Origin of the sequence: Nocardia sp. alder85J, from assembly GCF_020176955.2 — a bacterium.
Lineage (GTDB): Bacteria > Actinomycetota > Actinomycetes > Mycobacteriales > Mycobacteriaceae > Nocardia.
On sequence record NZ_JAIUCZ020000006.1, the window covers coordinates 415,742 to 429,183 of the forward strand.

12 protein-coding genes are annotated in these 13,442 nt (G+C 63.2%); 5 read left to right on the forward strand and 7 right to left on the reverse strand.

Features of this window, described 5'->3' with window-relative positions; all coding sequences use genetic code 11:
- Nucleotides 1-18 precede the first annotated feature (18 nt).
- Nucleotides 19-819 carry an SDR family oxidoreductase gene (locus LBW94_RS25115; RefSeq protein WP_225061501.1) on the forward strand — a complete coding sequence of 267 codons (801 nt, stop codon included), beginning with the start codon at nt 19-21 and terminating at the stop codon, nt 817-819.
- A gap of 141 nt (nt 820-960) precedes the next feature.
- Nucleotides 961-1,587: a TetR/AcrR family transcriptional regulator gene (locus tag LBW94_RS25120; RefSeq protein WP_225061500.1), complete on the forward strand. Its 627-nt coding sequence runs from the start codon at nt 961-963 to the stop codon at nt 1,585-1,587.
- Here LBW94_RS25120 and LBW94_RS25125 read toward each other — a convergent pair whose 3' ends face one another.
- From LBW94_RS25125 to LBW94_RS25140, 4 genes are read right to left on the reverse strand one after another with little or no spacing between them, the layout of a single operon-like run.
- Nucleotides 1,588-2,190, reverse strand: coding sequence for a GTP-binding protein (locus tag LBW94_RS25125; RefSeq protein WP_225061499.1), 603 nt, complete (start codon nt 2,188-2,190; stop codon nt 1,588-1,590).
- Nucleotides 2,171-2,539, reverse strand: a complete 369-nt coding sequence (locus LBW94_RS25130) for a DUF742 domain-containing protein (RefSeq protein ID WP_225061498.1) — start codon at nt 2,537-2,539, stop codon at nt 2,171-2,173. Before LBW94_RS25130 ends, LBW94_RS25125 begins: the two co-directional genes overlap by 20 nt.
- Entirely contained in the window at nt 2,536-2,961 is a 426-nt protein-coding gene (locus tag LBW94_RS25135; protein ID WP_225061497.1) for a roadblock/LC7 domain-containing protein, read from the reverse strand. The genes LBW94_RS25130 and LBW94_RS25135 overlap by 4 nt, the downstream gene beginning before the upstream one ends.
- Complete coding sequence (locus LBW94_RS25140; protein WP_225061496.1) at nt 2,939-5,365, reverse strand: nitrate- and nitrite sensing domain-containing protein; 2,427 nt, start codon at nt 5,363-5,365, stop codon at nt 2,939-2,941. The genes LBW94_RS25135 and LBW94_RS25140 overlap by 23 nt, the downstream gene beginning before the upstream one ends.
- Nucleotides 5,366-5,597: 232 nt before the next feature.
- Here LBW94_RS25140 and LBW94_RS25145 point away from each other — a divergent pair, with 232 nt between their 5' ends.
- The 3 genes from LBW94_RS25145 to LBW94_RS25155 are packed head-to-tail and all read left to right on the forward strand — an operon-like array spanning nt 5,598 to nt 8,805.
- Complete coding sequence (locus LBW94_RS25145) at nt 5,598-6,068, forward strand: acyl-CoA thioesterase (RefSeq protein ID WP_225061495.1); 471 nt, start codon at nt 5,598-5,600, stop codon at nt 6,066-6,068.
- A gap of 50 nt (nt 6,069-6,118) precedes the next feature.
- Nucleotides 6,119-7,696: a class I adenylate-forming enzyme family protein gene (locus LBW94_RS25150; protein ID WP_225061494.1), complete on the forward strand. Its 1,578-nt coding sequence runs from the start codon at nt 6,119-6,121 to the stop codon at nt 7,694-7,696.
- Nucleotides 7,693-8,805, forward strand: coding sequence for an alcohol dehydrogenase catalytic domain-containing protein (locus LBW94_RS25155; RefSeq protein ID WP_225061525.1), 1,113 nt, complete (start codon nt 7,693-7,695; stop codon nt 8,803-8,805). Before LBW94_RS25150 ends, LBW94_RS25155 begins: the two co-directional genes overlap by 4 nt.
- Before the next feature lie 3 nt (nt 8,806-8,808).
- Here LBW94_RS25155 and LBW94_RS25160 read toward each other — a convergent pair whose 3' ends face one another.
- From LBW94_RS25160 to LBW94_RS25170, 3 genes are all read right to left on the reverse strand, one after another.
- Nucleotides 8,809-9,456, reverse strand: coding sequence for a TetR/AcrR family transcriptional regulator (locus tag LBW94_RS25160; RefSeq protein ID WP_225061493.1), 648 nt, complete (start codon nt 9,454-9,456; stop codon nt 8,809-8,811).
- An 854-nt stretch (nt 9,457-10,310) separates the two neighbouring features.
- Nucleotides 10,311-11,831, reverse strand: coding sequence for a class I adenylate-forming enzyme family protein (locus tag LBW94_RS25165; protein ID WP_225061492.1), 1,521 nt, complete (start codon nt 11,829-11,831; stop codon nt 10,311-10,313).
- A gap of 52 nt (nt 11,832-11,883) precedes the next feature.
- Entirely contained in the window at nt 11,884-13,398 is a 1,515-nt protein-coding gene (locus LBW94_RS25170) for a flavin-containing monooxygenase (RefSeq protein ID WP_225061491.1), read from the reverse strand.
- Nucleotides 13,399-13,442: the final 44 nt, after the last annotated feature.

Below are 13,442 nucleotides of genomic sequence, written 5' to 3' on the forward strand. Positions count from 1 at the left end.
GCGGAGACAAGGGCGAAAATGTCGTCTGATCATATCGAACGGCCGACCCCGGCCGATGCGTTCGTACCCGGACTTCTCGCCGGCCGCGTTGCGTTCGTCGCCGGCGGTTCGAGCGGTATCAACCTCGCCATCGCGCAACGCTTCGCCGAGAAGGGTGCGCGGGTGATGCTCATGAGCCGCTCGGCGGAGAAGCTCGACGAGGCGACCCGTAGCATCACCGAAGCAGGCGGCGTCGCCGATTTCGCAGCGGGGGACGTGCGAGACCCGGCCGCCGTGGCTGCGGCACTTGCGGCCTGCCGGGAGCGCTTCGGCACGATCGATATCGTGCTGTCGGGTGCGGCCGGAAACTTTCTCGCTCCCGCGAGTGAGCTTTCGCCGAACGGATTCCGGACGGTCATCGAGATCGACCTCATCGGTACGTTCAATGTCCTCCGGCACGCACACGAGCACTTGCGAACGCCCGGCGCGTCGATTATTTCGATCACGGCACCTCAAGCGGTCAAGCCGATGGTCGAACAGGTGCACGCCGGCGCGGCCAAGGCCGGTGTCAACATGCTCACGAAGGTTCTGGCAGCGGAGTGGGGACAGCACGGAGTGCGGGTCAATGCCATTTCGCCGGGCTTCATCGCCGGCACCGAGGGAACCCACAGGTTGATCGACACGGCCGCCAAGAAGGAGAGCCTGCTAGCGACGATCCCACTCGGCCGCCTCGGTCAGCTTCGTGAGATCGCTGATGTCGCGCTGTTTCTGGCGAGTGATCACTCTTCCTACGTCACCGGGTCGATCTTCGAGTGTGACGGCGGACTTCTCGTCGGCTGACCGCGGCGTCGAGGGCTGCCGGGTCGGAACCGCCTGCGAAACAGTGCGGTTCGGGCCCGGCGCCGCGCTGCCTTACCATGTCCCGAGCGAACGCCGAATCCGGCATGAAGTGACAGTTTCGGCATCGGATACCCTGAAGCAGTGGACTCCGACGAACCGATGGGCCTCCGCGCCCGCACCCGCAACGCAGTGCGCGAGGAATTGATGGCCGCCGCTTTGGATGTGTTCGCTGCCAAAGGTTACGACTCCGCGACAGTCGAGGAGATCGCTGCGACGGTCGGGCTGTCGAAGCGGAGCTTCTTCCGCTACTTCGGTTCCAAGGAAGATGTCGTTCTCGGCAATCTGGAAGCGATGGGGCAGTCGCTGGCAGCACGTCTAGCCGAGCGGCCTCCGCACGAAAATCCGTGGCGCGCATTGCGTGAGACATTCGCCATCATCGTCGAGCACAACGATCGCGATCCGCAACGCACACTTCCTCTTCTCCGCATGCTCGAGGAGGCCCCGGCCCTCAAGGCCCGCCATCTCGAAAAGCAATCACGATGGTGTGAGCTTCTGGCGCCGGCCATCGCTTCGAGACTGCCCGCCTGGACCGATTCGGGGCCTGATCCGCGGCCGGTCGCGTTGGCCGGCGCGGCCCTCGCCTGCCTCGACTCGGCGCAGGCCGCCTGGCTTGCGCAGGGCGGAACCACCGCTCTGTCGCCGATACTGAACCGGACGATGGCCGCCGTGGCACCGCTGGAACCAGCCGCACCCGAATCACGTGCCTGATCAGCGGCGAGCCGAATCGGGAATCTGAACGCGGCTGATCAAGTACTCCATCAACGTGATGAGGATCGATTTTGCTGAGTTCCGGTCTCGCACGTCGCACAGTTGTACGGGTACGTGCGGATCGAGGTCGAGTACCTCCCGGACCTCCTCAGCCATGTAACGGGGTGCACCCTCGAAGCAGTTCACCCCCACGACAAATGCCAGACCGCGACGTTCGAAATAGTCGATGGCCGCGAAAGACGAGGGAAGACGCCTCGTGTCCACCAGCACGACCGCTCCGAGGGCGCCGGTGGACAATTCGTCCCAGAGAAACCAGAACCGCTCCTGCCCAGGAGTACCGAACAGGTAGAGAACCAGTTCCCGATCGAGGGTGATACGACCGAAATCGAACGCGACGGTTGTGGTCGACTTTTCCTGCACACCGGTCAGATCGTCGACACCTTCGCTCAACTCGCTGATGATCTCCTCGGTGCGTAGCGGGGTAACCTCGCTTACTTCGGCGACCATTGTCGTCTTGCCGACCCCGAAACCTCCGGCGACGAGGATTTTCACCGACACTGCCGGCACCGCGGGTGCGGCAGGGTCATAGTTTTCTGATGCCATTCAACACTGCCCACAACATATCGATATCGGTACTGGGGTCCTCTGCCGCGGTCCGGAAAACCAGGTAACCATCAGCGATCAGGTCCCCGACGAGGATTTTTGCCACCATCAGGACCAGATGTAATCGCGCGGAAATTTCGGCTATCGACTGCGGGCGCTCACACAAACGGACTATCTCACGATATTCGGGTTCCAGCCGGCGCAGATCCGGCTCGACCTGAGTCGTCATCACCTGTGTCAGCATCCCGAGATCCGGTCGTACACTGCGAGTGCGCCCGCGGGTCACGGCAAACGGCCGTACCAGCGGGCCGGCCGCCTCGTCGAACCATGGTTTGCGCGGATCGATCATGGCACACCCGAGCCCGGGTGCCGGTCCGCCGGAACACGCGAGGCTGTGGCCAGGACCGCACCCACCCGCTTCACCGTCTGATTCAACTCGTACGCGATCATGCCGAGGTCCGCGGAATCATCGGCCAATAGCGCCAGGCAGGCATTGGTCCCCGCCGTGGTGACGAACAACATCGCATCGTCGAGCTCGACGACTGTCTGCCGGACCGCTCCACCGCCGAATCGACGGCTCGTACTGCGCGCAAGTCCCTGCAGCGCGGAAGCCAGAGCACACAGATGTTCGGCATCCTCGCGGGACATCGCGGTGGATTGCCCGAGCAGCAGTCCATCGGTGGACAGCACAACCGTGTGCCGAACGCCGGCGAGCTGCCGCACCAGTTCGTTCAGTAGCCAATCGAGATTAGTGCCGCGGGAAGAAGTCACCGTTGTTCTTTCGCTCGTCGCTGTTGCCGACTTGATGCCCGCGCTGCCCCGGCGTCTGGGGATGGCGGCCCTGTTTGGTCCCGGTAGCGATTGCAGACCACCGATTGCGCGCGTCATCCGGCGACCGATCTTCGGCCTGTCCGGTCGGCTCGAGCATGGACGGCGGTTCGGAATCGGCCAGTTGCGGTGCGAGGCTTGCCTGCCGACGGCGCCGCGGAAGCGGCGGCCGGCCGTCGCCGGGAAGCCAATCCGGCTGGTCCGGCGGCTCGGTCTGCCCGCGGGTCCGATGCTGCGCGGGCGGTTCGAACACCGGTTCGGCGGGGATTGCACGGCGGGCGTCCTCGAGGGCGAGCGAACGCGTACGGCTGGGCCCCGGGTCCGCGGCGTGCCCGTAATCGTGGTCGTCGGGACGGATACCGGCGGGTGGAGACCATCTCACAGCCGTCGGGGTGGGATCATCGAAGCGCTGTTCGGGTGCATCCGTTTGGACGACCAAAGGGGTGGGGATCAACACGATCGCGCGAATACCACCATAGTCGGATTCAGCGAGACGAACTCCGACGCCGTGGCGGGCAGCCAGTCGGGCGACGACGAACATGCCGAGCCGGGAATCGCTGGACAGTTCGGCGATGCCGAAATCCGGCGGGCGGCTGAGCATTGCGTTGATGCGATCGAGATCGTCCTGAGGCATGCCCAGCCCTTGGTCCATGATCTCCAGGGCCACACCCCGGCCGACGAGACTGCCGGAGATCTCGACGCGAGAATTGGGTGGTGAAAAAGACGTCGCATTGTCGATGAGCTCGGCGAGAAGGTGAATCAGATCGGCCACCGCCGTACCGGCCAGGCGCACCTCCGGCACCCGGCCGAAGCGAACGCGGGCAAATCCCTCGGTCTCGCCGACCGCACTGCGAGCGATCTCGAGCAGGGCCACCGGATTACGCCATTGCCGTCCCGGCCGTTCGCCACCCAGGATGATCAGATTTTCCGCATTGCGTCGTCCACGGGTTGCCAGCTGGTCGAGCTGGAACAGGACGTCGAGGATGACCGGGTCCTCTTGCTGGTTCTCCGCGCCGTCGAGCAGAGCGAGTTGCTGATGGACGATCAACTGGCTGCGATGAGCGATGTTGAGGAATACTGCTCGTACCCCCTCGCGTGTCTTGGCTTCAGCCACCGCGGCGGCCACCGCCGCCCGATGAGCCCGACTGAACGCATTTGCGACCTGGCCGATCTCGTCGCGGCCGAAATCCAGTTCGGCAACCTCGGCATCGAGATCGATCGGCTTGCCCGTCCCGGCACGCCGCATCAGATCCGGCAGTTCGTCCTCCGCCAGCGCCAATGTACGGTTCCGCAGTCGGCGTAGCCTGCGAACCAGTCGATCCGACAACCAGAGCGCGATTCCGAAGGCGAAGGTCGCCAGGATCACGATCACGCCACCGCCGAGCAGTGAATTGTTCATCGTCCGGGTGCCCGAATCATTGGCGAATCGCATCGCGTATTTCACGTGCGATTTCCATAGTTCCAACAGTCCGGAGTTCACTGTTTCGGCCGCACTCTGCCATTCGGCGGTGGTGATCGGTAGCTCGACGGGCTTCCCCCCGGCACCGTGCTGCAGCAAGGCATCCTCGACCTGGCTCAATTGCTGCCAGGATGTTTCGGTTTCGAGCTTTTCGAGCTGCCTGTGCTCATCGGCTGTGAGTTGACCGGAGAGGCTGTCCACCTCGGCGTGGTAGTAGTCCACCAGGCGGCTGTACCTGGAGAACTGCGGCGCCGAGAGCGGCCCGTTCAACGTGCCGGCGGCCGCCAATGCATTGCTGTGCGACATCGCTTCGACGACATTCGCCAGCCCCGTCGCTGTGGTCAGATGCACAGCTGTCGCCGGGTCCGGAGCAATCAGTTCGATGGACTCGGTCGCCGCGATCGAGATGCCGACCAGTTGCGTGTAGAACTGGTCAGCCGCATCGATCGACAAGCCGTTGGTATCGATCTGAGTTCGTACGTTTGCGAGTCTGTCTCGGGCAGCGATATAGGACGAATTTGCGTCCTCCGCGGCTCCCGGTTCGATCTCCGCTACAGCGGCCCGGGTGGATTCGATCGCGGACAGCACGCCGTCGAGCCGATGGCGCTGCGACTGGAGGTCGTTCCGATCCACCGCGCCACCACTGAGCAACAACAACGACAATGAGCGTTCACGCTGGGCGGCGTTGATGAACTCCAGCCCGGGCTGAATCCCGCGCTCGATGTCGCCGGACCAGTCTCGCGCATGCAGGCCGCGTTCGACCAGGATCCACGCACCGGCGACACCCAGGCCGAACAGCGCCAGACTCGGAATCAACACGATGACCAGGACACGCGCCCGAACGGTGAGCAAGGCCCTCGACCAGACCTCGAGTCTGGTGATGTTCACGGTTCAGTCCCGTCCTTTCGAGGTGGTTCGACGTCGTTCGGCGAGGCGGCGGGATGTCGTTCGCACGAGGGTCCACGACGTTCCGAGCTCGCGGCTCGGTCGCGGGATCGCCTCGGGAACGTGTTGTGCGGTTCCACAGCTGGACCTAACTAATAATCGTTAGGATGCGACCGTACGTCGCGTCGAGACGACGTGTCAACAGGTCGGAACGAGCAGATGGATGGGTGAGAACATGACCTCCGAAGTGCGCAATGGAGAGCGCGGCGACAGCCTGGCCGACTTCGCCGTGGCTCAGTCCATGACCACACGATGGTCCGATTACGACATGTACGGCCACCTCAACAACGCCGTGTACTACGAACTCTTCGACGCGGCCATCAATCGGAACTTGGTGATCGAGCAGACCGGCTTCGACCCCGTGGCCGGTGACGTAGCCGGGGTCGTGGCCGAATCCTGCTGCCGCTACCTGCGACAGGTCACCTTCCCCGACGATGTGCTCGTCGGACTACGCGTCGAACGCTTGGGCAACTCGAGCGTGACATACGATCTCGGCCTGTTCGATGTCGAAGATCCGCTGCGCCCCGATCTCGCACAGATCGCGGCACGCTGCCGGTGGGTGCATGTCTACGTCGACCGGGAGAGCGGCCGGCCGACGCCGATTCCGCCCGGCATCCGAACGGCTCTCGAACGTTATGACCACTGAACCAACACTTCGCCTTTACGAACAAACTATAGTTAGTAAGAGGATCCACGGTGTTTCGTTCCGACGTCATCGAGCCGATCTCGACTCTGTTGGCGCAGCGCGCTGAGCAGCATCCCCACGTCACAGCTTTCTGTGACGACCGCACCACGATCAGCTATGAACAGCTCCTCCACCGAACGGCGGCCGTGGCTTCGCAACTGGCGGACCGAGGCCTCCACGTGGGAGATCGGATCACGATGTTTCTCGACAACTGTGTCGAGGCAGTCGAGGGCTATCTAGTCGCACCTCGTGCAGGCATCGTCACCGTATGTGCCGATCCGAACATGACCGCACCGGAGCTTGCGCATGTTCTGCGCGACTCCTCCTCGCGGGCGGTGCTCACAGATGCGTCACACCTGGATGCCACCCTGTCCGTCATAAACGCCGAGCACCTGGCCGTGGCGCTGGTCATCGTCGTCGGCGGGCACGACCACTCTTCGGCTCCGGTCGACGCCCGGATAGTCCGATACAGCGACCTGCTGGTCCCGATCGCCGGCCTCGCACCTCGTGACCACACAGATCTGGACGAGTGGTGCTGGATGCTGTATACATCGGGCACGACCGGCCGGCCGAAAGGGGTTCGGCTGTCCCAGCGAAGCTGCCTGTGGGTGGTCGCCGCCTGCTGGAAACCGATTATCGACCTGCGCACAGGGGACACCGTGCTGTCCGCGCTGCCACTGTTCCACTCCTACACACTCGTTCTGTGCGTGCTGGCTGTCGTCGCGACCGGAGCGACCACTCGATTGATGACCCGGTTCTCGACCTCGCAGGTTCTCGATCGCCTCGAAGATGCGGCCGTGACACTGTTTCCCGGTGTCCCGACCATGTTCCGGTATCTACTCGACGCCAACGGGCCGAGGAAACTCCACGCGCCCGGGTTGCGGCTCTGTATATCTGCCGGCGCGGTCTTGACTGCGCCACTGAACAGGGAATTCGAAAGTTTTTCTGGCGTTCGGCTACTCGATGGCTACGGCATCACCGAAACCTCCACCATGGTAACCATGAGCCCGCCGGACAGCGAAAGTCCCGCAGGGTCGTGTGGCCTGCCGCTTCCCGGGGTGTGTGTCCGGCTCGTCGACCCGGCTACCGGCCGAGATGTCGACGGCGACGCCGAGGGCGAGCTCTGGACACGAGGGCCGAATCTGATGCTCGGCTATCACGATCTGCCCGAGGCCACAGCCGCGGTGCTCCACGAAGGCTGGTACCGGACCGGCGATCTCGCCCGCCGCGACCGGAACGGATTCCTGTTCATCAGCGGCCGTACGAAAGAACTCATCATCCGAGGCGGCGAGAACATCTATCCGGCCGAGATCGAAGGTGCACTGAGCACTGCGGCGTCCGTCGCCGACGTGGCAGTGGTCGGCGTGCCCCACCCTGCACTCGGGGAGGTCCCGATCGCCTTTGTCGTGCCTGCCTCCGGCACGAACATCGTGCCTGACGACCTCCGCGATCATTGCCTGCAGCAACTAGCTCGCTACAAAATTCCGGTCGATTTCGTCGAAATATCGGAGATCCCCCGGACCGGATCCGGAAAAATCCGCAGGCATTTGCTGAAATCATCCCGAGAGAATATGTCGGAGCAGAAATGAAGATCTCAGGCGCCGTCCTCCAGGACATGGGACGCGAACGACCCTACGCCCAATCCCGGCCCCTTACCGTTGTGGAGCTCGAACTGGACCCGCCGGGACCGGGGGAAGTGCTGATCCGCATGGAATGTGCCGGCATCTGCCATTCGGATCTTTCAGTGGTCGACGGGAACCGTCGCCGCCAGGTCCCCATGCTGCTCGGTCACGAGGCGGCCGGCCGTGTCGAGGAGATCGGCCCGAACGTGTCCGACCTCGATGTGGGTCAGCGCGTCGTGATGACCTTCCTGCCGCGGTGCGGGGTATGTCCTGCGTGCCTGACGGACGGGCGACTTCCATGCGTCCTGGGCACTGCGGCGAACAATGCCGGAACGCTACTCGGTGGCGGATCCAGATTGCATCGCGACAACATCGCGGTGCACCACCATCTGGGCGTCTCCGGATTCGCCACGCACGCGGTGGTCGATCGAAGGTCGATCGTTCCGATCGACGACGACGTCCCGCCCGACGTGGCCGCGGTACTCGGCTGTGCGGTTCTGACCGGCGGCGGGGCGGTCATCAACGCCGGCAAACCGAACCCGGGCGATACTGTCATGATCGTCGGCCTCGGTGGCGTGGGTATGGCCGCACTGATCACCGCCCTGGCATTACGAACCGGCGAGGTGATCGGCGTCGACGCGCTTCCGGACAAACTTGCCCACGCTCGGGCGGCGGGTGCGAAAGCATATTCGCCACAGGAGATCTCCGATCAAGGCATCACCGCACCGGTGGTCATCGAAGCAGCGGGCAACGTTCGTGCCTTCGAGACGGCGGTGGCCGCGACGGCCGCAGGTGGAACGACAGTGACTGTCGGACTCCCAGCGCCTGCCGCCGTGGCGAAGATCTCTCCACTGGGCCTGGTCGCCGGCGCACGTACCATCGTCGGAAGCTATCTGGGTTCCGCCGTGCCGGAACGGGACATACCGCTGTATGTCCAGATGTGGCGGGACGGGTTGTTACCCGTCGAAAAGCTGATCACCTCACGTATCGGCCTGTCGGACATCAATCTCGCGATGGACGAACTCGCCGACGGACAGTCCGTCCGCCAGGTGATCATGTTCGACAGGGACCGGTAGTCGTCATGGGAGCGACGGCAGTTGACGCTCCGATGGCTGTATCCCGATGGCACCGACGAGGTTCACGGCATAGAGGCCGTATTGTCTTGCCACCTGTTCCGGACTCATCTCGCCGTCCTCCCGAAACCATCGGGCGATGCTCACACACATCTCCCGGATCGCGAAGGAAGCCAGTTTGGGCGAATCCACCGTGAACACGCCCTCGCGCCGACCATCGACGATGATCTGCCGAAATGCCTTCTCGTGGCGACGACGGATATCCTGAGCGACGCTCCGATCGGGCTCCTCCAGATGCACCGTGTCCTGATTGACGACGAGTGCCTCACGGCGGTACGTGGCGTGGTGAAGTGCGTACACCTCTGTCGCGGTGCGCAGCTTGGCGACGTGACCGTCCGCATTGGCCATCGCCCTGTTGTAGTCGTTCACCACATGCTCGAGCGTTCCGAGCACGATCTCGCTCAGCAGAGCGCTCTTGGATTCCATGTGGTTATACAGGCTGGGCGTGCGAAGTCCCAGCCGTTGGGCCACTTCCTTGAGGCTGGTCCCGTGATATCCTTTTTCCGCAAAAAGGGTTAGCGCCGCATCGCGAACGTCTTCGCGAGTAATCGCCGGAAGATCAGCGGTACGCCTGTCGATGTGCCGAGTCACCATGGGATCTTCTCAGGAGCAGTCGAAATCCGGGAAGACACCCGACTCCGTGAAGAGGTCGATGACTCCGCACCGGCTTCGGCCAGCCTCTGGACATACGTGCACCATATGTATGATTGTACTGGTCCACGGATCCGGGTAAGGCGCCGACACCTCTCCAACTGTGCGGAACTATGCCGCTCGGAGTAGTCGCGCCCGCCGAAACTGTTGCCTTTCGGCAGCACCGGGCCCGGTATCCGCAACGCCGGGAGGCTGCTGGACCCGTCCCGAGTTCGCCGTAGTTCAGCCGCTGTGAGTGCCGGAGTACATGGAAGTCCCAGCCAGTCCGGGCCCGCTGGTGGCGGTAGCAGCGTCGAGCAGGTCGCGGCCTGGTCGTAGGACAGCGAGGTTCGGCACTACGACCTACTGAACCTGAACCAGCACGGATGCTCGTCGACACATCTCTTGCCAACTCCTGGCGTTCGCAAACCGCAGTAATGATCGAGGCGGTCCGGGTCAGGCCGAAGCGAGTGTCGCGGACACGAAGCGGTCGGCAGCCGGTGGGGCCGAGGCGACAACCGATCTACCCGACTCCGTCCCGCCACCCGGTAGTTGATCAACGAGGGTGCTTGTGCGATGCCGGTGGCCGCACTCTGCGTGACGCCGCTGGATCACCGATCAAGCAGACATGGTCGTGATGACGTACGAATTTGCCGGGGATGAACGCGATCGCGGGTTGACCGCACTCGCCGCAGGCCAATCCCCCGATCGGTATCTCGGTATCCGGTGAGCATTCTTCTCGGTCCATCGGCCACTTCTTTCCATCGAGTGGAGTCCGCCCGCTTGATGCCGCTCTGCTGGTTCCGGCTCGCCGCAGCTCAGAGCCGGACGATCCTTCCCCAGTCCCGGTCCTTCACACGAGCCTTCACCACCTTGCCGCCGGGGTTACGAGGCAACTGCTCGTCGGTGACCGAAATGAACTCTGGCAGTTTGTATTTCGCCAATCGCTCGGCTGCATGACGCAGGATACCCAAGGCATCGATATCGCGCTCTGGCCCGGTGACGACAACTGCACCGACACGCTCACCCATGACCTCGTCGGGCACACCGACGACGGCTGCTTCCAATACCGCAGGGTGGCTTACCAGTACGTTCTCCACCTCGACGCAATAGACGTTCTCGCCGCCGCGGATGATCATGTCTTTCCGGCGATCCACGATCTCGCAGAATCCTTGGTCATCGATCCGGGCGAGGTCTCCTGTATGCAGCCAGCCATCAGCGAAATTGCGGGCCAGGTCGGGCCGGTTCCAGTACCCTCGGCTGACGTTCTCACCGCGGATCAGCAACTCACCTACACCGTGCTCGTCCGGTTCCAGTAGATCCAGTTCCACCACCGGCGTCGCGAACCCGACCGTTTCGGGCCTCTCATCGCACCATTGGTCCGGCAGGAAGGTGGACACGGACGCCGTCTCCGTCAGGCCGAACCCATTACCGAGCGCGCAGCCGGGCAGTGCCGCACGAAGCTTGCTGATCAACGCTGGCGACATGGGTGCACCGCCGTACAGAGCGCTTTCGAGCGTCGACAGATCTCGGGTGGATGTGATCGGGTCTGCGAGCACCATCGCATAGATCGCCGGCACCGCGATCGCGGCCGTCACCGCATACTGTTCCACCGCATCCAAGAATCCACGCACATCGAACTTGGGCATGATGACGACGGTGCCGCCCGCCCGGAGGGTGGCGATCATCTGCGCATTGCATCCAGTGACATGGAAAAGGGGGACACTGATCAGGTTCACCAGGTCGACGGCATCCCGATAGCCGGTCACCCGGCCTTGGGTCTCCGATATCGAGACGATATTGCGATGCTCGGCGATCACACCTTTCGGCTCGCCGGTGGTGCCGCTGGTGTAGAGCAACGCGGCGATCTCGGTAGGTTCCAGGTCGTCCACTGTCCAGGCAGGACCTGTCGGCAATCGACCGGAATCGAGGCTCGCGGACACTCCCGCATCAGCACAGATGCTGTCGCGCTCGACAGTGGACAGCCGCGTGTTGATCGGAACCACCACGCCACCAGCCATTTGTACCGCGAAGTAGGCGATCACCCATGCCGCGTCGTTCGAGCGGTACAAGGCAACACGATCGCCCCGGCCGATCCCCTGAGCGCGCAAGCCGCCCGCGACCGCAGCCGCTTCCTTCCACAGCTCGTCGTAGGAATAGCTCGCGCCGTTCAGGTCTGTGACGGCGCACCGAGAACCGTATCGCTCCCGGCTCGTTCGCAGCATGGCAACGAGCGACGGCGGCAGATCCGAATAGGCCAGTACACCGTCCGGCCGGCGCACCACGCCGCTTTCATCGAAGGGGCGCAGCCGTTTCGCTGTCACCGAAGAGGAAGCCATGTCTCCAACCTACTGCCAAATCTAGAATTTTGGATCCGGAATCCAGGATTTTCTACTGTGCCGTCCCGACCGGCTCGGCGGCGGTCGTCACGTAGACAGAGGGATCGAAGTCGGCACAGCGGTCACGGAAGGCATGCGCGAAGCCCGGCCACGAGAGTGTGGCTTTACCGTTGCGCGGATCGATGTACCAACTGCTGCATCCACCGTTGAGCAGAACGGTCTGCTGGGCTTGTCCGTGCAGATAGTCCGCGTAGGCCCGCTCGGCAGCCTCGTCGACTTCGACGGTGGTGATGCCCGCGCGCTCCATCCAGGTCAGTGCTCCGAGCACATAGTCGATCTGGGTCTCGATCATGTAAATGAGCGAGTTGTGCCCCAGGCTCGTCGCCGGTCCGTTCAGGATGAACAGGTTGGGAAATCCCGCAACCGTTGTCGAGTTGTAGGCACGCATGCCTTCCGACCAGTGATCGGCGAGTGATCGACCGTTCCGGCCGAAGACGAGATGGGAAGACGGCAGATCCCAAGTTTCGAAACCGGTCGCGAAGATCAGCACGTCGAGATCGAACGTATTGCCGGCGGCACTGACCGCACGACCACCTTCGATGCGGGCGAGCGCCGACCCTTCGACGGTCACGTCGGGACGGGTCAGCGCCGGGTAGAAGTCGTCCGAGCGCAGAACCCGCTTGCACCCGATCTCGTAGTCGGGAGTCATGATCTCGCGTAGCGCCGGATCGACCACCTGGGCAGCAAGATGGTTCGATGCGACCGCGCGCGCCTCCTCGAGGAAACCGGGCACCATTCTGCGAGCGGCGAAGTTGTATTCACCGGTCCAGAAGATGCGCTGCCGAAGTTCATCCATGGACGCCGCGTCCCGCCTGAACCGGCTTTTCTCCGCTTCGGTGAATTCGCGATCGTTGCGAGGCATCACATAGGGAGCACTGCGCTGGAACATGACCAGACGATCGGTGATCGGTGCCAGAGCGGGCACGATCTGCGCCGCGGATGCACCCGACCCGATGACACCTACCGCCGCGCCCTCCAGCTCGAGTTCGGCGTCCCAGCGCGAGGAGTGGATGATCGCGCCCCGGAAGGTTTCCAGATTCGGAATATCGGGAAATTTCGGATCTGTGAGGTGCCCCGTCGCGGTGATGAGATAGCGACCGCAAAATCGGCTGCGCGGCGTTTCGACCGTCCACAGCGCCGTTTCCGGATCCCATCGCGCCGACAGCATCTCCGCCCCGTACCGCAGGTGAGGACCCAGCCCCGCTTCGACGGCCACCTGCTGGATGTATCGATGGATTTCGGCTCCGGGTGAGTACAGCCTGGTCCATTCGGGATTTGTTCGAAACGAGTACGAATACAGCGGTGACGGGACATCGCAAGCGACGCCGGGATAAATATTGTCACGCCAGGATCCGCCCAGATCCTCGGCTCGTTCCAAAATGACGAACGAGCGCATATCACGCTGCGTCAGGCGAACGCCCATCCCGATACCGGAAAAGCCGGCGCCGACGATGATGATGTCGACGAGGGACAGTGGATCGTTTTCTGTACCATGGTTGACAGTCACAATTATCCTTCGGAGCTCGGGGGATGTATCGACTTCGAATCAAG

What these genes read in the sequence shown, in the direction of transcription:
- LBW94_RS25115 (WP_225061501.1), top strand. Translation starts at nt 19, where the DNA reads ATGTCGTCTGATCATATCGAACGGCCGACCCCGGCCGATGCGTTCGTA.
- LBW94_RS25125 (WP_225061499.1), bottom strand. Translation starts at nt 2,190, where the DNA reads ATGGCATCAGAAAACTATGACCCTGCCGCACCCGCGGTGCCGGCAGTG.
- LBW94_RS25130 (WP_225061498.1), bottom strand. Translation starts at nt 2,539, where the DNA reads ATGATCGATCCGCGCAAACCATGGTTCGACGAGGCGGCCGGCCCGCTG.
- LBW94_RS25145 (WP_225061495.1), top strand. Translation starts at nt 5,598, where the DNA reads ATGACCTCCGAAGTGCGCAATGGAGAGCGCGGCGACAGCCTGGCCGAC.
- LBW94_RS25155 (WP_225061525.1), top strand. Translation starts at nt 7,693, where the DNA reads ATGAAGATCTCAGGCGCCGTCCTCCAGGACATGGGACGCGAACGACCC.
- LBW94_RS25160 (WP_225061493.1), bottom strand. Translation starts at nt 9,456, where the DNA reads ATGGTGACTCGGCACATCGACAGGCGTACCGCTGATCTTCCGGCGATT.
- LBW94_RS25165 (WP_225061492.1), bottom strand. Translation starts at nt 11,831, where the DNA reads ATGGCTTCCTCTTCGGTGACAGCGAAACGGCTGCGCCCCTTCGATGAA.